This is a genomic window from Halobacteriovorax vibrionivorans (assembly GCF_003346865.1).
Taxonomy (GTDB): domain Bacteria; phylum Bdellovibrionota; class Bacteriovoracia; order Bacteriovoracales; family Bacteriovoracaceae; genus Halobacteriovorax_A; species Halobacteriovorax_A vibrionivorans.
In genome coordinates, this window is record NZ_QDKL01000003.1 from 384,586 (window position 1) to 405,634 (window position 21,049).

The window sequence follows — 21,049 nt, forward strand, 5'->3', positions numbered from 1 at the left end:
AATTAATTTTGAATTTCAAACGGTGGGCGCTAGACTAGCGTCCCTTTTACTACGACAACCTTCCCATTGCTCCTGAAAAAAGAACGGCCGGTATAAACCGGCCGTCTTTATTGAAAATCTGAATTTCAAGCTCTGGGAGCAGATTAAAAATTCAATATGCCTTTGGGCATATTAATTTTTAATCCTCATTAGCAAGTTTCTCTTTACGTGCCTTCATAACTTCCTCTTGGATGTTAGATGGACAATCTAGGTAACGAGAAAATTCCATTGTGTATGATGCTTTACCTTGAGACATAGATCTTAGGTCATTTGAGTAACCAAACATTTCTGAAAGTGGTACCTCAGCATTGATGATAACTTCTCCACCTGGATCAGTTTCTGAACCTTGGATCATCCCTCTTCTTGAAGAAAGGTCACCAATTACAGAACCTTGGAATTCATCTGGAGTTGTAACTTCAACTTTCATAACTGGCTCTAGAAGAACTGGTTGTGCTTTGTTGATAGCTTGTCTCATCGCTTGTCTAGAAGCAATACGGAAGGCCATATCAGAAGAGTCAACGTCGTGTGACTTACCGTCTCTTAGGAAGATTTCACAGTTAATAACTGGGAATGCAGCAAGAGGACCTTTGTCCATAACGTCTTGGAAACCTTTTTCACAGGCACCAATAAATTCGTTAGGAATTGATCCACCTTTAATTTCGTTATTGAACTTAAATACTTGATCTTCTTTATCCTTATCTTCTTCAGCAAGTGGCTTAAGTAGACCAACAACTTGACCGAATTGACCAGAACCACCAGTTTGCTTCTTGTGAGTGTAATCAAAAGCTGCTTCAGTTCTGATTGTTTCACGGTAGTTAACCTGTGGAGCACCAACTTCAACGTTAGCACCGAACTCACGCTTAAGTCTCTCTACGTAGATCTCAAGGTGTAGCTCACCCATACCAGCGATACGTGTTTCACCTGATTCTTCATCAGTGTATACGTGGAAAGTCGGGTCTTCTTTAAGGAATTTAGCAAGACCTTTAGACATTTTAGCTTGCTCGTTCTTATCCTTACAAGAAATCGATAGCTCGATAACTGGGATTGGAACGTGAATACCTTCTAGTGATAGGTTCATATTATCGTCGTTACCAACGAAAGTATCCCCTGATGCACAGTCGATACCAACGATAGCGATGATGTCACCAGCGTGAGCTGAATCGATATTCTCTCTATCGTTAGAGTTCATACGAACCATACGTCCGATACGAACTTTCTTACCTGTTCTTGTATTGTAAACAGTATCACCTTTATTTAGTGTACCTCTATAGATTCTTGTATAAGTCAGCTGACCGAATTGCTCATCAGTGATCTTGAATGCCATCGCAAGTAGATCTTGTTCTGGATCTGGAGTGATCGTAACAGTTTCTTCAGTTTCTGAATCAACAGCTGTTGGAAGAGCACAAGTAAGTGGTGAAGGAAGGTATCTAGCAACTGCTTCAAGAAGTGCTTGTACACCTTTGTTCTTGAAAGCTGACCCCATGTAAACTGGAGTAAGTTGAAGAGATTGAACACCTTTTTTGATACATAGGTGAAGTTGTTCTTCAGTTGGCTCATTACCTTCTAGGTATGCTTCCATTACGTCATCATCAAATTCAGCAACAGCGTCAACCATTTCAGATCTAAGCTCTTCTACTTTATCCACTAGATCAGCTGGACAGTCTTCGATTCTAACTTTTTCACCGTTATCACCGTCGTAGTACCATGCTTTTCTTGTAATTAGGTCTACAGCACCAACGAATTCGTCTTCTGCACCGATTGGACATTGCATAAGTACAGCATTGTGGTTTAGTTTTTCTTTAAGAGCATCTCTACCATTGAATGCATTCGCTCCCATACGGTCCATCTTGTTTAAGAAAGCCATTCTAGGAACGTTATATCTTTTCATCTGTCTATCAACTGTAATTGACTGTGACTGAACACCAGAAACAGAACAAAGAACAAGGATAGCACCATCAAGAACACGTAGTGATCTTTCAACCTCAACTGTGAAGTCAACGTGACCCGGAGTATCAATGATATTTACACGAGTATCTTTATCGATACCATCAGCAAATGTCGTACCTTTACCTTCGATACCTTTCCAGTGAACTGTCGTTGCAGCAGATGTAATTGTAATACCTTTTTCCTTCTCAAGTTCCATGTGGTCCATAGTTGCACCAGCACCACCACCACGAACATCTTCGATTTTGTGGATCATGTCACAATAGAAAAGGATACGCTCTGTAAGAGTTGTCTTACCAGAGTCGATGTGAGCCGAGATACCAATGTTTCTCGTTTTCGCCATCAATTTGTTGTTAACCATTCTTAACTCCGTTTTGAGGTTGTTAATATTTTAAAAGAGTCCAAATAAATATGGATGTCCAAATTTACAGATACCTTAAATACAAAATAATCAGTGTTGCATATTAGAGAAAAAAGCCATTCAAGTCAACGAGTTATAAGGCTTTTTTACGGCCAAAACAAAGAATATTTAAGTATTTATTTTTGATAAAAGCGGTTGACAAAAAATGACGTAGTTCTTAAAAAAATTTTCACACTAAAATTAAGGAATAAACGTATGTCTTCACAGTTAAGCAAACAAGATCTGTACGAATCAGTAAAAACACTAGTTGAAAGCGATGCACAATTAGTACACTTGGCCCAACATAAATTATATACCCTCTTTAGTGTGGCGTTCCAATATATGCTATTTAGATCGACAAAAGAGGCCGGAGCTTACATCATTCGAGTTCAGGATGCGAAGTTAGCACAAAAGCTTGCTCGTAAGTCAAAAGATGAATCAACGCGTAAATTCTTACAGCAATTACAGATTCCAAGAAAGATCAAATATGGAAAGTCTACTTTCTATTTAGACTTCTTCAATATTGCTAGCTGGAACCTAACGAAGAATCTAAATCCTGCAAATATCAAAGGATCAATTATTGTTCGTGACACGACTGAAGAGTCTCCAGTTAAACAAATCATGGCACTACAAGCAGAAGCGGCAATGAATGAAGCAATCTTAGAAGGGCGTGAAGAAGAGGATATCAAAATTGATATTCCAGAGCTTCCTGAAGACTTCTACTTTTCACACTTAGTTGAAGCTTCTCCAAAATCAATCTTTATCGCTTTTGATGAAGTGTTAGAAGAAGGAGTTCTAGAGCCTTTTAACCCGACTGCAATCAACTTCCCTTTTATTAAAAAGGATATTCAAAAAACAATTTCAGGTGTAACGATTTCAAATGATCTAGATTGGGACAAAATTGATGAGTAGACGCGGCATTGTCTGCCCAAAGGCAGACTATTGGACGCGTCGACAGCTCCCCATTCTTTAGCTAATATACTTAATTCAACAAGCCGGGTTCAAGCCCGGCTTTGTTGCCTCTGGAGCAATGGGAAAGCACCTGCAAGACAAAACACAAACCGGTACGTCGATACTTTTCGACACTTCAATCACATACACAAGACAGTAACAATTGAGCTTAGTTTTAAAGCATCTAATATTAATAAAAGTTATTCTTTTTAGACTTTTGTATTAGGGACCCTACTAATATGCTTCTTGTTACATAGAAATAGCTTTCCAGATGATAAAAAAACAAAATTTAAACACATAACATTATGAAATGTCGAAAAGTATCGACGTACCTATTTTCCTATTTTTTACAGATTACTTAAATTGTAATAGTACTGAGCGACAAAAAATAAAACCGGTGCGATTGGAAAAACAAACAAAGAAACTGTAATCGAAACGAGTCGATTGGAGAAGAATTTTAATACATACTTATTTTTAGCAACTCTTGTATATTCACTTGAAATAAAACCAGGACAAAGAACAAGAAATGCGGCCAAGAAAAGTTGTCCTATAATTGGTATCATCATTGTTCCATGAGCAAGCAATATATACTCTGGCATGAATCTACCGAATATATCTCTAGTTCTTCTAACAAATGAACTGATTAGAATATAGAAAGTAAAGCATATTAAAATAGCAAACAAGACCTCTCCAGACGGTGACATAGAAAGCCCTCCTTTATCACCAGGAAAAGCAGCAATAGGCCCGAAGATTACAATTGGAGTCATCACTACTGGAAAGATAAGCCCAAATATCAGAAACTCTTTTCGCGCTCCATGTCCTCTGAATGTTAAAAAGTCTAGAATCACGTCTCCCCCAAAATTAGTTTATAAAATTATAACATACGTAAAAAATCTAACTTGAATATTTATTGAAAGCAGTCATAATCTAAATATGAAAACTGCTCACATGATCTCATTCTTTGTTGCCCTTCTCTCTGTTGTTAATCCAATTGGAGCACTCCCAATGTTTATGGGACTGACAAAGAATCTTTCAAAGACTCAAAGAAAGAGTATGGTGCGAGTTTGTTCCATTGCCGTCTTTGTTACTCTTGTGATCTCTCTATTTATTGGAAAGAAAATTCTAAGCTTCTTTGGCATATCAATAGGGGCCTTTACTGTAGGAGGAGGTATACTTATTTTCTCCATGGCAACTTCCATGATCAATGCAAAAGACGTTGAATCTAAACTTACACAAGATGAAATGGATGACGATTCAATTCGTGAAATTGGAATAGTACCTTTGGCCATTCCACTTCTTGCTGGACCAGGGGCCATATCAACGACTATCATCTACGCGCAAAAACTGACGTCTCCAATTGACTGGGCCTTAAGTATTCCGATCCTATTTCTTGCCGTTCTATGTATCTACATTGCTCTGATCAATGCGAATACAATTAGTGAAAAAGTTGGCCAACTTGGTGTCAATGTAACAACACGTGTCATGGGGCTCTTTCTCCTGGCCATGTCTGTTGAAATGATAACAAATGGATTGGCATCAATTCTACCAATTCTAAAAGCACAACTTTAAGAAAATCTTAATAACGCACAAAGGCATCAGCTCTTGACCGAAGAGACCAAATTACCTAGAATTCCCCTTCATGAATTCGTTCAAACTTATATCCATTTTCCTTTTTGCCATTAGTGTAAATGCTAATATCCACAATGAGATTGCCAATAAATGGTTAGAGCTCTCTAAAGAATTTGGTCTTGATAGTAAGGAACATGGATTTTGCTATCTCTACAATGGAGAAATATACGGAAAAACGGCCCATCTAAAAGCGAGGCTAGCATCCACTTCAAAACCTCTAACAAGTCTAATGGCCTTAAAAACACAAGGACCAAACTATGAGCATCAAACAGAAGTCATTTCCGATGGAAGAAATATACATCTTATTGGATCTGATGATGGCATGTTTAACGAAGATAAAATCTTCTATCTAATAGGCAGATTAAATGCTTTGGGAATAACAGAACTAGATAATTTAAGTTTTGATAACTACACTCCAATATTTGCAATTGCACTATACTCACGCATGAGTATGAGCGAAGCGTGGTATTCAAAAGAATATAATATTGAGCAACTTGAAGAATATTTCAATTTAGATACTAATAAGGACATTCAATCGAGACTAAGAAGATTTCTAAAAAATACTCCGTCTGAAATACTTAACGATCTTGGAATCTCTTCAAGATATTCTGATTACAAAATGAGTACTAAAAGAGTTTTCTACAGCACAAGAATTCCTTTGATTGATTATAATTACAATTTCACACTGACTGCTCCAAAACTGCTGACTTATCTTAAGTATCAAAACTCAGTGTCGCATAATTGGCTTGCAGATATAACTTATCGAAGCTTTGGCGCAAGATCATATGGAGACTGGTTTCTAGAAAATTTAGCTGAAGAATCATTTGGAAACGACTACTACCAAAAACGAATTGGATTTAAAGATCAAGAGCCCCATGCACTACTCTACACAGGCTCAGGCCTAGATTCAAAGATCAATGATGAGCGTGTTGATAATTACGCAACTTGTGCAATTATAGTTAAAGCATATGAACAATTAGAGTTAGAATTAGCAGACTATGGTAAAGGGCTTAGCGATATATTACCAGTTGCTGGAGTTGATATAGGAACATTGGCCAATCGCTTAAATGCACGTCGAAACCTAGGATCAATAATGGCCAAGACAGGAACTCTAATGAATACAAAGTCTCTAGCAGGTAAGCTAAAGACGAAATCAGGAGATATATTCTTTGGCTTCTTTCATCATGTATATAAGGCCAATGGAAGCGAACAATATAATGCAAAAATTGTTCAAGATCTTATGACAGAATATTTAATTGAAGAATTTGGAGGAGCAAAACCTCTTATCTACAAAAGGCCAAAACAATTCTTCCCACTAAAATTATCAGAGGCAGTGCTACTTGAATAAACTTACCATTCCACTTGTCATATTTTTTATAGGTCTTGCTACTTATATTTCTCGTAACGGAACAAAGGCCGCTAATACAACGTTCGAGTCTCCTGTTCCTATTGAAATCTCAAGAGAGAGTAGAAAAGAATTAGAGCGCACTAATATAAAAAATCATAGCAATTATAAAAATTTTGATGAGGCCTTAATTGCAAGCCTAGCGATGGAGGATGACGAAGAAGTTATTCATGCATTAAAAGCAGGGGCAAATCCAAATATAATCTTTAATAATCGAAAGTTTACCATGGCAATGGATAAGAGTTTAAATTGTAACCCTAAAATTCTTATGGCCCTAATTGAAGCGGGGGCCGATTTAAATATGAAAGATACTCACAATAAAAGTGCACTTGATTATGCCAAGAGAAATGGAAATGAAGAGTGTATAAATATTCTTATTGATTCTGGTGCAAAATAAAAATGGGGCCTTGGCTTGTACTTTAAAAGAAAAGGTAGGATTTTAGAGCAAGAGAAAAAAACAAATTCTTGTTTTTCAGCATGGTCGGTAGAAGTGTTAAGTGGGACTCTTTTTAAAGAACCAAGGCCATCCAACCATTGATACTTTAATTAAAGCAATGCACGTGCCAACTTTTGAACTGATTCACTCAAGTAAATTCAAATAGTTAATCGAGGTGCATAATGCGTCCTGAGGTCAAAATGAACTCATTTCAAAATAGTTCCTTGATGCCAAAGCGCACACTGCATTGCATCATGCGGAGATTATTTTAGGAATTTAGATAGAACGGGTTCTAGCTTTTGAATGATCTCACTAGAGTTTTCTGTGAACGGAGAAAGAGATAATCGTAGAACATTAGTCGAAGAAATATCATCTAATCCATAGGCCTTTGCCACTCGAGAAGGCTTTATGATACCAGATGCGCATGCTGAGCCACTTGATCCGCAGATACCGGCCATATCAAGTGCCATCATAAGAGTATTAATATCTCGATCACCTATACTAAAGAAGATTGTCGTGGCATTACGGCCTTTAGCATTAGCACCTATTACCGTAATCTCATTATTAAAGTTTTCTAATAACCATTTTTCAATTTCGACTTTGGCATTATTTACTTTATCGTAATCAAATTTTTCAAGATTGTATTCAAGAGCTAGCTTAATAGTATTTGTACCAAATGCATTCTCCGTTCCCGAACGCATGGCCTTTTGTTGACCGCCTCCACGTATAAGTGGAGTCCAATTAGACTTTGTCGAGATAAGGGTAAAGCCAACACTTTTCATGGCACCAAATTTGTGGCCAGAAAATGTATAGTAATCAAGACCTAAAGGAAGCTTTTGCCAATCTTTAACCTTAGAAACAAGTTGAACACAATCAATATGGACAGTTGCACCTGTCTCATTCTTTATCTCCAACACTTCATTTAAATCCCAAACAACACCGCTTTCATTATTTACGTAAGTGAAATTAATAAGCTTATCACCCTCAAGTCCTTTTAAGGCCTTAATAACTTCTTCTTTATTGAAGTCACCATCCTTAGTATTTAGCACTTGAAACGTACCACCTAATATTTCTACGTGCTCTCTTTGATTGACCATACTAGAATGATCGCTATCAAAGCATAGAACATGAAATGGCCTCTTTGCTTTTAATGAATTGAAGCTAAAGCCTTTTACAACACTATTAATGGCCTCTGTTGCACCTGAGTGAAAGAAGACATCGTATTCCTTAGCATTAAAAGTGGATTGAATTGTATCAATTGTTGCATTGATAAGAGATTTCGACTTTCTACCTAATTGATGGGTAGAGGCCGGATTACCAAAGCATGCGGCCCCCTTAGTGAGCCAATCTTCAACTGGTTTCACTAAGGGGGCCGTAGCATTATAATCTAGATAAAGACAATTATTGATTAATTTCACCTAAGCCTGATCTGATTCCTGAAGCGTACTCGCTAAATGCACTTTCTGTAGATGTGCTTTGAGTTTGAGCTTCAACTGTTTGTGAAGGTTGCTCATTAGTGCGCTCTTCGTTACCTCTTACTTCAGACTCAACCTCACCTGATTTTCTAATAAGGTCACCTAAAGAAGTTGTCGATAGGTATTCGCTCATAATGAAACCAAGGTTTTGGAAATAATTCTTTGATAGGTGGAACTCTACTGTATTTGCTTGTTCAGCTTCTGTTCCAAGAATATCCTTAGCAGGGTTGATGTTTTCACCAACACATTCAAGAACATCTTTAATTGTAATTTCTTCCATCGAACGAGCAAGAACATAACCACCACCTGGTCCTCTTACAGACTTAACTGCTTGACCATTTCTTAGCTTTCTAAAAAGCTGCTCAAGATAGTGTAGTGAAATGTTTTGTCTTTCTGAAATTTCCTGTAGTCTAACAGGGTTACCGTTGCTGTTTGTAGTTAGATCAAGCATTGCTCTAACTGCGTAGCGTCCTTTCGAAGTGAGTCTCATTGGTCTTCCTCCATAAATCCAAATGTTAAATAAAAAATTAGTTTTTTATACTTTAAGCAAGTGTGTGCTAATCAGGAGTCGCTTTCCATGCTATCCTTTCCTTGAAAGACCTTATCTATAAAATCTTTCTTCCTAAATATTATGTCAGCCCATCAGACTTAAAGTCAACTCGATTTAATCAATTATTATGAAAAAATATTTTTCATTTAATATATCTATAGAAAGCTAATAAATTCAGACACTTGAAGGTGAAAAAGAGGCAAGTAAATCTATTTAAAAACAGACTTACTCGGTTATTTCTGCCCACTTGTTAGAAGATGTTAAAAAATAATTTTTTTCAGAAAGTAGTTTCTTGAGGCTTCATCGTGTCCATCTTTAACTTCATTGCTTTCAATGTCTAATTGAAAATAATGGAAATCATCTGAGAGTTCACGATAAATATCACGAATATAGTCTTTTCCCCATTCTACTAGAAAGTACTTCTTCTCTTCTAAGTACATAGGAAGTTCTAAATGCATGATCTCTTCTGCTGTTTCAAGACGATAGAAGTCAGCATGGACAACTTCTCCGCAATCATTGATTAGAGAATATGTTGGAGATCCAGAATTATCTTCACCAAGAAAAATATTTGTAAAAGTTGTCTTACCTGCACCAACTGGCCCATTTAAAACAACGATTGCTGGCTCTTTTAATGATTCTTTTAATTCGACAATAATATTTGAAATATCGCTTTGGTAAACTTTCTTCCAATGTCTAACGTCTTTGTAGTCAAACAACGGTTTCTCCTTAAAATTCATTTAAGAATATTTTCAACGATTAAAATTTTTAAAGCAACGAAAGGAAAAGCATTCCTTACTTAATTGGATGGTTTCTAAACAAATTAAGCATATCAGAGGTCACATTAGCTATTCCGCTAAAGACGGCCTGAGATACAATCCAGTGACCAATATTATATTCAACAAATAAACCCTGCTCTAAAAGAGGTTTTACACTCTCCATCGTAAGGCCATGACCAGCATGGAAGGAAACCCCACTATCTTTAAGATAATTGAAGCATTGAACATATTTTTCTAAATGAGGATTTAAGTCACCTTCTTTTAAAAAGTCGATTGCATAAGCACCTGTGTGAATTTCTACAGCATCAGCCTTCAAGTCAATACATCTTTGCATTACTTTAGTATCAGCTTCTACAAAGAGTGAAATTTTCGTATTTGGTGTCTTTTCGCGAAGATAATTCATTGAATCTTGTACCTTAGAAAAGTTATCACTCAATAGATCAAGACCACCTTCAGTTGTCTTCTCTTCCCTTTTTTCAGGAACAAGACAAATCCACTCTGGCCTAAAGTCTGCTGCTATCTCAACAATCTCTTTGGCACATCCTATTTCTAAATTAAGTGGTTTTTCATAGCGTTTTGTTACGGCCATAACACTTGTTAAGTCAGTATCTTGAATATGTCTTCGATCTTCTCTTAGGTGAATTGTAATTTGATCCGCACCGGCCTTTAATACATGAGCAGCTGCATCGGCAACGCTTGGATAACCTTCATCGCGTTGTTGTCTTAAGGTTGCAACATGATCAATATTAACACCTAATCTAGCTATATTCTTTGTACTCATTACGCTATTTCCTTTTTAAGAGCGGCAACCAGACGATCACATACCGCTTCAATTAGAGCACTGCTCTTTCCTTCAACCATAACTCGAGCAAGAGGCTCTGTTCCTGAATAACGGAAAATAACACGCCCTTCATTTCCAAGCTCTTCCTCACAAGCTCTTAATTCTTTTTCAAAGCCAGGCATCTCTTCAATGCTTTTCTTTTGAGAAACTGAAACATTCTTAAGGATTTGAGGATATAATTCAATTTCTTCAGAAAGTTCATTGATTGATTTCTTAAAGTAGAAAGTTGCTTCAATGGCCTTAAGTGCAGCAAGTGTTCCATCCCCTGTCGTTGCATGCTCTAGGAAGATGATATGACCAGAAGGCTCACCACCTAAAAGGGCATTTTCGCTCTTCATATATTCCATGATATAGCGATCACCAACTTTAGTGCGATGAAAGTTAAGGCCAAGTTTCTTCAGATAATTCTCAAGTCCTAAGTTCGACATTATTGTACCAACAACAGTGTCTCCCTTTTTAAGTTTACCTTGATCTAGAAGTAACTTAGCAAAAATTCCAATTAGTCGGTCACCATCAATTAGTCCACCGTTCTTATCAATCACCTGAATACGATCAGCATCACCATCAAGACAGAAGCCAATGTCAGCACGAAGCTTTACAACTTCATTTGCAGCCTCTGAAGGATGAAGACTTCCACAATTTAAATTAATATTTTCACCGTTTGGATTTACTCCAATTGAAAAAACTTCTGCACCAAGCTCACTCATAACAAGAGGAGCGACTTTATAACTAGCACCATTGGCACTATCTACAACGACTCTCATTCCAGTAAGGTCACATTCTTCAGCAATTGCTGATTTCACGTGAACAACGTATCGTCCTTCAACACCTTCTAACCTCTTAGCACGGCCAATTTCACCACCAACCTTTGGCGGGATAAGCTTAGGATTTAACACTAGTTCTTCAAGCTCAAGCTCAACTTCATCAGGAAGCTTAAAACCATGAGCATCAAATATTTTAATTCCATTATCATCAAAATCATTATGAGAGGCCGAAATCATAATTCCAGCATCTGCTCTCATGGAAGTTGTAACAAAAGCCACGCCAGGAGTTGGAAGAGGTCCCGTAAAAATGACTCGTCCACCTTGAGAAAGTACTCCAGCAGAGAAAGCTTGTTCAATCATATAGCAGCTTAAACGAGTATCTTTTCCGATAATGATTAGAGGTGCTTTCTTATTTTCATTTTTCTTTTGAAAATAAAATGTTACTGCACGGCCTAGTGCCGTTGCGATCTCAGGAACCATTGGGTAAATATTAGCTTTTCCTCTAATTCCATCTGTTCCAAATAATTTTCTTTCACTCATTTTAACGACTCACTTTTATTACTTCTGGGTGTATTTTTAATAAGTGCACATCATCCGGGAGTTCGGCCCTTAAACGAATATTTGCACTTTTGCCCATATCTGCAGGAATATCTGCATAAATCTTTATATCACTTTCTTTAATTTTATCATTTCCTGTCTTTAATACATCTAGGGAAACTTTTCTCACTCGAGAGCGAAATTTAATATTAGGTGCGACAAAGAGAATAGGAATATTCTTTAATGTTAAATTGGCTTTTTGCGGCCTAATATCATATTTAAACTTTACGATATTCTTTTCCCCGTATCTTAAGAAGTCTGGCAGCTCTTCAAGTTCAACTTGGGCCTCACCTTGTCCAGTGTACTCAGATAGATCAATCATACGAGTTTTAACAAGCCCTACTCCTCGCATAATATCTCTTGCTCCTTCAATTCTAACTTTAGAAGGCTCTATATCGGCCGAAATAAGTTTTAAGTCCTTCGGGAGATTATTTGTATAATTTAATTTTACTGGGACATTCTTATAAATGAGTTTATCAAGGTTTATGGTTACATATTTTGGAGAAATTTCTACAACTTCAACACCAAAAGGGACAACCAGATCACTATCCTTAATCGTATACTTTATTCTTTTAGTATTGCGCTTTACCTTCAATTTCTTCAAATCAATTTGAAACTTTAAATGATCATCACCATGAAAGTCCTTTAAAAAGGCCCTTGCACCTTTTAGTTTGACATGAATCTCTTTTGCAGAAACAGATGTAACATCAACACTTGTTGCAGGAAGCACACTTAGATTATAGATCCTCTCAGTTTCAATTGGCTCAGAGTTTACAACGTAGAACCATAGAAAAACGGCCAGCGCTAAACTTGTTAGGATAAGAAATTGGTTTTGTAAGAATTCAAATAGTCGACTATTTTCAATTTTACGTAACATCTCTAAACTCCCTGTCCTGTAAGATGAGTTTGTGAATCAAGCCTTTTACCTGACCAAGCTTTCTTAAGAAGTACACGTAATTCGTTTTCGTTATGACAATATAAGAACTCTCCATTATAGCAAAGTTTGATTTTTCCAGTCTCTTCACTAACGATAATTACAATAGCATCTGAAACTTCTGAGATACCAAGAGCGGCCCTGTGGCGTGTACCAAAGTGGCGGTCAATTTCAATATTCTTAGATAGAGGAAGAAAACATCCAGCGGCCAGAATCTTTCCAGCACGTAAAATGATTGCTCCATCATGAAGTGGAGAAATCGTTTGGAAAATTGAATAAATTAAATCAGAGTGAACCTGAGCATCTAAGACAGTTCCAGTGTCGATATAATTTTGTAGTCCATTTTTTCTTTCAACAACAATTAGTGCACCAGTTCTCTCTTTTGATAATGCCGTGACACTTTTTATAACTTCTTCAAGGTCGTAATTAACAGGAGAACGATCGAAGAAGTTAAACATCTTACGTCCAGTACCAACAGTCGCAAGTGCTGCTCGTAATTGATCTTGAAAGATAACGATGAAAATGATGAAAATATAATCAAAAAAGTGTTCTAGAATCCAATTAACAGTGTAGAGATTATAGTTAATTCCTAAGAAGTAAAGAATGGCCAAAAAAACCATCCCCAATAATACTTGAATTGCTCTGGTACCTTTTACAATCTTTAATACTTGATAGATCATAAAAGCGACAATTCCCATATCGAAAAAGTCTTTTATACTGAGCTGCTTTAATAGCGTGGAGAATAAAGTCATATATAATTCTTTTATTATTAATAATATTAAATGTTTGGAGTTTAATGATGCCTATAAAAACGCAGATAGTAAACACATCAGGGGAAGGCTTTTATAATATTACAAAAGAAATTCGTCACTGCGCAAAAGAACTTAATCCACAAGAGCGTGATGGAATCCTTGTTTTACAAATTCAACATACGAGCGCGGCACTATGTGTTAACGAAGCATTTGATCCAAGTGCAAAAGAAGATATGGAAAACTTCTTAAAATATCTTGTTCCAAGAGATTTAAACTTCATCACACATACGGCAGAAGGCCCAGATGACTCACCTTCACACATGAAGTCTATTCTTATGCAAACAGGACTGACCCTAATTATTGAAGATGGAGAATTTGATATTGGCAGATGGTCGGGCATTTATCTTTGTGAGTTTCGAGATCACAAGCAAGAAAGAAAAGTAAAAGTGAAATTTATAGAGGGATAAATAACAAAGGCCTCATAAAGAGGCCCTGTTATATAGTTTTGTTTTTTATTTTATTAAATCAATAGTTTAATGAATTACTTTGTTGATTCGTAGATTGCTTTAAATCCTTCAAAGTCTCTAGCAGCGATTTCCGCAAGCATCTTTCTGTTGATTTCAACATTGTTCTTCTTAAGCTGTCCCATGAACTTTGAATAAGAAGTACCAAGAAGCTTAGCAGCTGCAGAGATTCTAACGATCCAAAGCTTTCTCATATCTCTTTTAAGAAGCCTTCTACCGATATATCTGTAGTGTAATGCTCTTTTTACTGTTTCAGAAGCGTGATAGTACTTAGTTCTTCTTGAAAAGTGAAAACCTTTCGCTAATTTAAGAACCTTGTTTCTTCTCGCTCTTGCTTTAAAACCTCTTCTAACTCTAGACATAATTTACTCCATTTTTTTGACGTTTGGGGGTTAACTCATTAATCGTCAACTCTTGTACTTCCCAAAAATCAGGTTAAAAAAACAAATTGTTTTGTCGATTTATAGTTTCGACCAACTTAATTTTTGAATTGCTTGCGCTTAGTTTTTTGCAGCGTAAGGTAACATTCTTTTTACACGACCAGTATCTGAAGCGTGAACGTAATCTGTTTTACCAGCTCTTTTCTTCGCATCAGTTGGTTTCTTTTCAAGAATGTGTCTTAGGTTTGCTCTTTTTCTTTTGAACTTACCGTTACCTACTGGCTTAAATCTTTTAGCAGCAGCTCTTCTTGTTTTCATTTTTGGCATTAAATACTCCTTAAATTTTTCTGTGTTAAAACACAGATCGAGAATTCAACAAAATATAACAAAACTATAAGTGCATATTTGTAGCAGGTTTGCACACTTAATGCAAAGGATAATCATCTTTTAGTAAAAAAATATCAGGTACTTAGGAAGTATATGAGAAGAAGCGCCTGACGTAAAATCAGGCACTTACATATGAAAAAGAGTTATTTCTTTTTAACAGGGGCAACGATTGTAATAATACGATTCCCCATCATCTTAATTGGAGACTCAATAGCAGCAGAGGCTTCTTCGCAAACTCCTGCAAGAATCGACTCAAACTTCTCTTTCCCCATATCTTTATAGGCCATTTCACGTCCACGAAATTGCATAACAAATTTTACTTTGTCGCCATTTTCAAGGAATTTGTAGGCCTTCTTAAGCTTAGTTTCAAGATCATGTGCTTCAATATTTGGACGCAGCTGAATTTCTTTAAGTTGAACCTTAGCTTGCTTCTTCTTTGCTTCAGCAGCTTTTTTCTGTTGTTCGTACTTAAACTTACCGTAGTCCATTAGCTTTACAACAGGTGGCTTAGCTGTTGGTGCGATCTCGATGAGATCAACGCCAAGTTCTTCAGCAATTTCACGTGCCTTATCAATAGAAACGACTCCATACTGTTCTTCATCACTCATTAGACGACATTCTGGAATTCTGATTTGGTCATTCGTTCTAGGGCCTCTCTCTTTTCTTCTACCCCTTCCACCTTTAAAATTGTTGCTAATAAAACACCTCCGGAAATAAGACCAATTATTAGCGGTTGGTCTCATAATAAATAAATATCAAGAATTGATCATATACAATTCTAATAGTTTACAATTGTGATTGCAAACATAACAAAAAATATTCCTCGAGTATACATTAATGAAGGAGATATTTCTCATAAAAAACCTGATAATCCCCTTCATGTGAAGATATTCGTAAAAAATAGTCCTCATCTATACCTAAATCATTAAATAACTCAGAAATCTTCTTATATTCTCTTAACTTTTCTAGGCCAATCTCTACGCTTTCAATATCTCCAGAATTTAGATCCTTAGTTATAAGATTCTTATTCTGTATATTACCTATAATAGGAATCCCTACAATATACTCTAAGTCCTGCTCTTCATCCCTACTAACGAGAAGATAGAGTTCATCGTATTTGAAATGAATGAGATTGCCATGGACAATTTCAGACATTAAATGGGCCGCTTCAGAGAAAATGCGGCCTAATTCTTTATGAGTGGCCCCGTGAACCAATCGAATATTTCCAATTTTTCTAATATTTTTATCTTTACCTAAATCCATTTAGTCCTCGTGAGTCTCATCATCTGGTTCAATATGGATTAAAATATCAATATCGCGACAATAATCCTTAAGTAGTGATCTTAAGCGATCTTCAACCTCATGTGAAATTTCATGGGCCTTTGTTAATGAGAGCTTAGGATCAAGTAGAAGATGAAAGTCTATTTGCATCCAGGTCGTATTTCCACGCGCTCTAAACTCATGTATATCACGGACATATTGCATATCCTCTAATGCTTTTAGATAACGATCCTTAATAACTGGTGATACATCGAGGAGATCATTTAAATTATCTAATGTAATTTGAATCGCTAGATAAAAGAGGTAGAAGATAATAAGTCCACCAACAATATAGTCGACAATAAAGATTTCAAACTTAGCACAAACGATTGAGATAAGAACACCAATACTAATGACCATATCACCGAACGTGTGCCCGCTATCTGCAATTAAAATCTTAGAATTTAACTCTCGCCCTTTTCGACCTTCATAACTTGATACAAATGCACTTACTGCAATTGAGATGAGTATTGATAATATTGGTATGGCCCCGAATAAACCTCTGGTCTGCTCCCCAGAAAAAACAAAGTCATGATAATCAATACCTAATTTAATTGAAGAACCAAATAACATTAGAGCAATAATTAGTGCTCCAAGATTTTCAAATTTATAATGGCCATAATTATGTCTACGATCACTTGGCTTTGCAGCGATTGCTATCGTGATTAAACCTAAGATATTTGAAGAGCCATCAAAAAGTGACTCAATCCCAGAAGATCTAAGAGAGAGAAAATCAAATTGAATACCAGCAAAGAGCTTAATTAGAGCGACAGCGATATTTAGGAAGAAAGTTATAAGTAAAACTTTCTTTATCGCACTTTCTCTTGATAGTAATTCAGTCTTCAAAGGCAACCTTTTAGTTATACCACTTTAAAATTAAGTTTCAGTTGGTCTAATAGAATCTTCTCAGTAGACTCGATAAAATCAGCGAGTTTATCTCTATCTGCTACGTAGTAAGAATTGTCTTCGTAACCTAAAACACCGACTTGTTCAAAATACTGCAGAGCAGTTTTCATTAATTCAACATTTTGGCTTTCTGGAAAACGGATGACTCTTTGAGTTTGAATTTCTGCATTATAAACATCCGCAAATCGCTTCATATAATCGGCCGTCTTAAAAGAGACATTATTCTTTTGAAAACTTTCTAACGTCAAGGCCGATACAAAGTATGCTTCGTTTATATAAGTAAGAGAGCGAGCAAAGATACTTAATTTGGAAGCGACTTCATAGAGATCTTTATTAGTGAACTCAATGGCCTCGTTTAAATTAGCAATATCTCTTCCCACAACATTACTTAGTATCTTAAGAGTCTTTGAATAGTATTGTTTTACAGTTGGTAAATAAAACTCCATCTTCAATAAGCTTCTTTGCTTAATGAAGAATTGTTTTAAACAATCGGCATTTTCTATCTCACCACTAAAAACATTAAACCAAGCAAGTGATATGGTCCAAGGTATAATGAAGTGATGAACTATTGTATTTTTGAAAAAGAGAAGCTCTCCTCTTGAGTCCTTCTTAATTGAATAAAATAGAGAAGATCCAACTTCTTTTTGCCCAATAACATCAACCTTATTATTGCCAATAAGGATGTCCATTGCACGGCCAATAGAGTCTTCTAATAGAGAGTCTTTTAGACCATCAGTAAAAGGAATATCATATGACTTACAATATTCTAAAATTGCCTGAGCTTTTAATATGATATCTGTCCACTTAAGAGCACCTGTTGGCTCATCAAGAAGAATTAGAACAAGTAAGTTAGTCGGCGTGATAACCATTTGATCACCAACACTTCTAAAACATTTAAATGCAAGGTCTCTTACATGCTTCTTATTCTCATCTGGATCATCTAATTTATATGCATATTGAGGCTTACCAAGATTGATATGTATTTTACCAAATTGATAGGCCATAAGTTTTAGAAGGCCAAAGAGTTGTCCTGTCGACTCTTTCTTTTTCTTTCCACCCATCATCTCTTTTGCCAGTGCTTTTTGCTCTGGAACATACTCATGAGCAATACTTACAGGAACAAATGCTAATCCTCTCTCTTTTGCATTTGGAAGATGTGAATGTGCCTCTAGTAGCATTTGGTATAGGCCGTATTTTGGTGGCCTAAGTTTTCCAGAGCGAGTACGCCCACCTTCAAAGAAGAATTCAATGGGCTCTTTCCTTTTTAATAAAGCAAAGAGGTAGGCCTCCATTGTAAATTTATAGAGAATGTCGTTTTGAAAGCTTCTTCTGATAAAGAAACATCCAGATTTTCTAAATATTTTACCAATTGGGAATATATTTAAGTTATCACCACCTGCAACATAGAGCATACGTTTGTATTCTTTAAAGAATTTGTAATTAATAGCAATATAATCGGCATGTGATTGATGATTTGGAACGAGAACGACACTGTCTTTTTCAAGCAAAGCTCGAAGATCAGTGTCATTTTCTTTGTAACTGATACCATCATAAAGTCTTGGTAAAGTAGCATCAAAGAACTTTTCCATCGACTTCATATATGAAGGTGAGTTAATTGCACGCATTTCTTTAAAGTTTGCAATTACTTTCTTCCTAGTCGCTTCAGGATCTTTACTATCACTGATGCGTTTTACGATCTTAGGATAACTTAATAAGTCATCTAGGATATCAGTTTGCATAGAGCGGCCTTTTATTGTTTTCCGTGTGGTTTACTCTCTGCCATACCTGAAGATGACATTTCCATAAATAATCCGGCTTCACTCATTTGATCAAGTTGATCAACACCAAGATAAGTCATCCCTGAGCGAATACCACCTGTAAGTTCATTGATAATATTCTCAACTGGCCCTTTACAAGGAATCATTGTATCAACACCTTCTGCGGCCATACCTTTAGGAAGCTCCCCACGCCAAGAAACTTGAGCGGCCTTTGAAGCCATTCCACGATATTCTTTCATTCCACCTTTAACTTCACCTGGAGTTTCTAATGCTCCTGAGAGAAGTGATCCGGCCATACATGAATTAGCTCCAGCACATAATGCTTTTACCATGTCTCCAGAGTTCTTAAGTCCACCATCTGCGATAACAGGGATCCCTGCTCTCTGTGCTTCTGCAACACACATTGCAACAGCTGTTAATTGTGGAACGCCATGACCTGTAATGATACGTGTTGTACACATACTTCCAGGACCGATACCAACTTTAACAGCATCAGCACCTTTATCAATCATACGCTTTACACCATCTGGTGTTGCAACATTACCTGCAATAACATCAATTGATGGATAATTTTTCTTAATATACTCGAGAACTTCCATCATCATAATTGAATCACCATGAGCGATATCAACAGTTAGAATTTCTACTCCTAATTCAGCAAGTAGGTCTGCTCTCTTTTTTCCCTCATCCTTAACACCAACTGAAGCTGCGATTGGAAGAGAGATAGAATGTTCTTTGAAATATTTTTGAATTGCTTTTACATCTTCAACTTGTTGCTCTGGAGACATGAAACGATGAAGAATACCAACGCCACCTAGACGCCCCATCTCCATTGCCATCTCTGGTCCTGTAACTGTATCCATATTTGCAGCAATAATTGGAATATCAATTGAATGGTTCTTAGTAATTTTTGTTTTTAAATTCGTGTGTCTGCGAGAAGAAATCTCTGAATACCTAGGAATTAATAAAACGTCATCAAAAGTTAAACCTTTTCCACGACTTAAAATACCATTTGCTTTGAATGTTAAATCCATACTCTCCCCTAAAATAACAATCCCGTGTGTGTAATTTCAACGTCATAATATCATTGTCGAAAAGACACACACAAGGGAATTTTAGGTTTTATCTGAAAGTATAAAGACGATAACGTGATGAAATAAAAGCTAAAAACTCATCGTCATAGCTCATGTGACCAAATACGGCCGAGTAGGCAGAACCTAAGTCAAACTCTTGTTTGATCATTCCATTAGAGTCGATGAAAAAAGCAGTTTTACCAACTGTTGTGACAACAACACCACCCTTCCAAGGAGCGAGAGACGACACTGCTTCATCTGAAAGCTTCACTCTCTTATATTCTTGAAATTGTTTATCAATATAAATGAGTTCACCATTAACGCTACCAAAGACCATATTTTGGCCGTTACCAATTTCTAGGCCTGCGCGGTTTGTACGGAAGTTCAATTTTTTAAAAAGAACACCAGACTTCGGCACGATCACTTCGGTACGATCATCAACTGAGCCAACAAGGATCTTTTCATTAAAAATGACAGGTCGCATATCAACATCAACAAATTTCTGCCCAGGGCTTAGCCTTCTTTCCCAAAGTACTTGACCTTCTTCAAGAGAGAAGCAGACAAAGTATCCATCAGCAAAGCCTGCGTATAAGCGTCCATCAAGTATTAATGGTGTTGAAGCGCGTTGCACTGTTGAATAGTATGGAACAGATCTCTTGTACGACCAAATAACGCGACCAGTATAAACATCAATACTAAATAATTTATGATTTCGAGTATGAATGAATAATCGGCCATTTGCTGTAACAGGAGTTGAATCGATTCCACCATCTAGGTCAAACTCATAAGCGAGCTCGCCCTTATTGAGGTCTCTTGCATAAACACGTCCAGTATCATCACCAAAGATCAATAGATTTTCAAAAATAATTGGAGCACTTGTCATTTGCCCTTTAATCTTGTGCGTCCAAATTAGGCGGCCATTTTCAACATTATAAGCATTAAAATTACCACGGCCATCAGCAGCATAGAGAATTCCATCAGCAATTAGTGGTGAAGATAATGAAATCGGAAGATTTCCAGACTCGTAACTTGGCTCTAGATTCTTAGTCCAAGTAAGAGTTAGAGGGTCCACCTCAAGCTTCTTGCCTTCTAACATACTTGTTACTTTTTTTATGCTTGAACAAGAGGCAAGCAAAGTGGCCATTGCTATGACCACTAAAATATTACGATATAACTTCATAAATTCCG

The 21,049-nt window shown here is 36.5% G+C and carries 22 protein-coding genes; 5 read left to right on the plus strand and 17 right to left on the minus strand.

The annotated features are described in order from the left end of the window. Nucleotides 1-178: 178 nt before the first annotated feature. Nucleotides 179-2,344 carry an elongation factor G gene (gene fusA, locus DAY19_RS12555; protein WP_115362973.1) on the minus strand — a complete coding sequence of 722 codons (2,166 nt, stop codon included), beginning with the start codon at nucleotides 2,342-2,344 and terminating at the stop codon, nucleotides 179-181. 255 nt (nucleotides 2,345-2,599) lie between these two features. Between fusA and DAY19_RS12560 the strand changes: the two genes are divergently transcribed. Continuing rightward, nucleotides 2,600-3,295, plus strand: coding sequence for a hypothetical protein (locus DAY19_RS12560; RefSeq protein ID WP_115362975.1), 696 nt, complete (start codon nucleotides 2,600-2,602; stop codon nucleotides 3,293-3,295). Between the two features lie 386 nt (nucleotides 3,296-3,681). Here DAY19_RS12560 and DAY19_RS12565 read toward each other — a convergent pair whose 3' ends face one another. Continuing rightward, nucleotides 3,682-4,182, minus strand: coding sequence for a DUF805 domain-containing protein (locus tag DAY19_RS12565; RefSeq protein ID WP_115362977.1), 501 nt, complete (start codon nucleotides 4,180-4,182; stop codon nucleotides 3,682-3,684). An 85-nt stretch (nucleotides 4,183-4,267) separates the two neighbouring features. Here DAY19_RS12565 and DAY19_RS12570 point away from each other — a divergent pair, with 85 nt between their 5' ends. The 3 genes from DAY19_RS12570 (at nucleotide 4,268) to DAY19_RS12580 (ending at nucleotide 6,765) form a co-directional block, all read left to right on the plus strand. Further along, nucleotides 4,268-4,903, plus strand: coding sequence for a MarC family protein (locus DAY19_RS12570; protein ID WP_115362979.1), 636 nt, complete (start codon nucleotides 4,268-4,270; stop codon nucleotides 4,901-4,903). A 70-nt stretch (nucleotides 4,904-4,973) separates the two neighbouring features. Next, nucleotides 4,974-6,311: a D-alanyl-D-alanine carboxypeptidase gene (locus DAY19_RS12575; protein ID WP_115362981.1), complete on the plus strand. Its 1,338-nt coding sequence runs from the start codon at nucleotides 4,974-4,976 to the stop codon at nucleotides 6,309-6,311. After that, on the plus strand, nucleotides 6,304-6,765 hold the full coding sequence (locus DAY19_RS12580) for an ankyrin repeat domain-containing protein (protein ID WP_115362983.1): 462 nt from the start codon (nucleotides 6,304-6,306) through the stop codon (nucleotides 6,763-6,765). The genes DAY19_RS12575 and DAY19_RS12580 overlap by 8 nt, the downstream gene beginning before the upstream one ends. Before the next feature lie 302 nt (nucleotides 6,766-7,067). Here the strand turns inward: DAY19_RS12580 and DAY19_RS12585 are convergent, their stop codons facing one another. From DAY19_RS12585 to cdaA, 7 genes are all read right to left on the minus strand, one after another. After that, nucleotides 7,068-8,222, minus strand: a complete 1,155-nt coding sequence (locus DAY19_RS12585) for a cysteine desulfurase family protein (RefSeq protein ID WP_115362985.1) — start codon at nucleotides 8,220-8,222, stop codon at nucleotides 7,068-7,070. Then, nucleotides 8,206-8,769, minus strand: a complete 564-nt coding sequence (locus DAY19_RS12590) for an Rrf2 family transcriptional regulator (RefSeq protein ID WP_115362987.1) — start codon at nucleotides 8,767-8,769, stop codon at nucleotides 8,206-8,208. The genes DAY19_RS12585 and DAY19_RS12590 overlap by 17 nt, the downstream gene beginning before the upstream one ends. A gap of 320 nt (nucleotides 8,770-9,089) precedes the next feature. Next, entirely contained in the window at nucleotides 9,090-9,545 is a 456-nt protein-coding gene (gene tsaE / locus DAY19_RS12595; protein WP_158536898.1) for a tRNA (adenosine(37)-N6)-threonylcarbamoyltransferase complex ATPase subunit type 1 TsaE, read from the minus strand. 76 nt (nucleotides 9,546-9,621) lie between these two features. Beyond that, nucleotides 9,622-10,386, minus strand: coding sequence for a pyridoxine 5'-phosphate synthase (locus DAY19_RS12600; protein WP_115362991.1), 765 nt, complete (start codon nucleotides 10,384-10,386; stop codon nucleotides 9,622-9,624). After that, on the minus strand, nucleotides 10,386-11,750 hold the full coding sequence (gene glmM / locus DAY19_RS12605; RefSeq protein ID WP_115362993.1) for a phosphoglucosamine mutase: 1,365 nt from the start codon (nucleotides 11,748-11,750) through the stop codon (nucleotides 10,386-10,388). The genes DAY19_RS12600 and glmM overlap by 1 nt, the downstream gene beginning before the upstream one ends. 1 nt (nucleotide 11,751) lies before the next feature. Next, nucleotides 11,752-12,684 (minus strand): CdaR family protein, encoded by a 933-nt coding sequence (locus DAY19_RS12610; protein WP_115362995.1) that lies wholly within the window; start codon nucleotides 12,682-12,684, stop codon nucleotides 11,752-11,754. 2 nt (nucleotides 12,685-12,686) lie between these two features. Continuing rightward, nucleotides 12,687-13,493 (minus strand): diadenylate cyclase CdaA, encoded by an 807-nt coding sequence (gene cdaA / locus DAY19_RS12615; RefSeq protein WP_115362997.1) that lies wholly within the window; start codon nucleotides 13,491-13,493, stop codon nucleotides 12,687-12,689. Between the two features lie 47 nt (nucleotides 13,494-13,540). Here cdaA and DAY19_RS12620 point away from each other — a divergent pair, with 47 nt between their 5' ends. Beyond that, entirely contained in the window at nucleotides 13,541-13,960 is a 420-nt protein-coding gene (locus DAY19_RS12620; protein ID WP_158536899.1) for a secondary thiamine-phosphate synthase enzyme YjbQ, read from the plus strand. Nucleotides 13,961-14,034: 74 nt separating this feature from the next. On the opposite strand, the gene rplT is transcribed toward DAY19_RS12620, so the two are convergent. The 8 genes from rplT to DAY19_RS12660 all read right to left on the minus strand — a co-directional run bounded on the left by rplT (nucleotide 14,035) and on the right by DAY19_RS12660 (nucleotide 21,041). Then, nucleotides 14,035-14,379 (minus strand): 50S ribosomal protein L20, encoded by a 345-nt coding sequence (rplT, locus tag DAY19_RS12625; RefSeq protein ID WP_115363001.1) that lies wholly within the window; start codon nucleotides 14,377-14,379, stop codon nucleotides 14,035-14,037. A gap of 138 nt (nucleotides 14,380-14,517) precedes the next feature. After that, complete coding sequence (gene rpmI, locus DAY19_RS12630; protein WP_115363003.1) at nucleotides 14,518-14,724, minus strand: 50S ribosomal protein L35; 207 nt, start codon at nucleotides 14,722-14,724, stop codon at nucleotides 14,518-14,520. 203 nt (nucleotides 14,725-14,927) lie between these two features. After that, a complete protein-coding gene (infC, locus tag DAY19_RS12635) occupies nucleotides 14,928-15,527 on the minus strand; it encodes a translation initiation factor IF-3 (protein ID WP_255509247.1) in 600 nt (199 codons plus the stop codon). A gap of 91 nt (nucleotides 15,528-15,618) precedes the next feature. Then, a complete protein-coding gene (locus DAY19_RS12640; RefSeq protein ID WP_115363004.1) occupies nucleotides 15,619-16,047 on the minus strand; it encodes a hypothetical protein in 429 nt (142 codons plus the stop codon). Further along, on the minus strand, nucleotides 16,048-16,950 hold the full coding sequence (locus DAY19_RS12645; RefSeq protein ID WP_158536900.1) for a cation diffusion facilitator family transporter: 903 nt from the start codon (nucleotides 16,948-16,950) through the stop codon (nucleotides 16,048-16,050). Between the two features lie 14 nt (nucleotides 16,951-16,964). After that, nucleotides 16,965-18,749, minus strand: a complete 1,785-nt coding sequence (locus DAY19_RS12650) for a 1-acyl-sn-glycerol-3-phosphate acyltransferase (RefSeq protein WP_115363009.1) — start codon at nucleotides 18,747-18,749, stop codon at nucleotides 16,965-16,967. Nucleotides 18,750-18,760: 11 nt separating this feature from the next. Beyond that, nucleotides 18,761-19,822 carry a guanosine monophosphate reductase gene (locus tag DAY19_RS12655; protein WP_115363011.1) on the minus strand — a complete coding sequence of 354 codons (1,062 nt, stop codon included), beginning with the start codon at nucleotides 19,820-19,822 and terminating at the stop codon, nucleotides 18,761-18,763. A gap of 88 nt (nucleotides 19,823-19,910) precedes the next feature. Next, nucleotides 19,911-21,041: an outer membrane protein assembly factor BamB family protein gene (locus DAY19_RS12660; RefSeq protein WP_115363013.1), complete on the minus strand. Its 1,131-nt coding sequence runs from the start codon at nucleotides 21,039-21,041 to the stop codon at nucleotides 19,911-19,913. Nucleotides 21,042-21,049 lie beyond the last annotated feature (8 nt).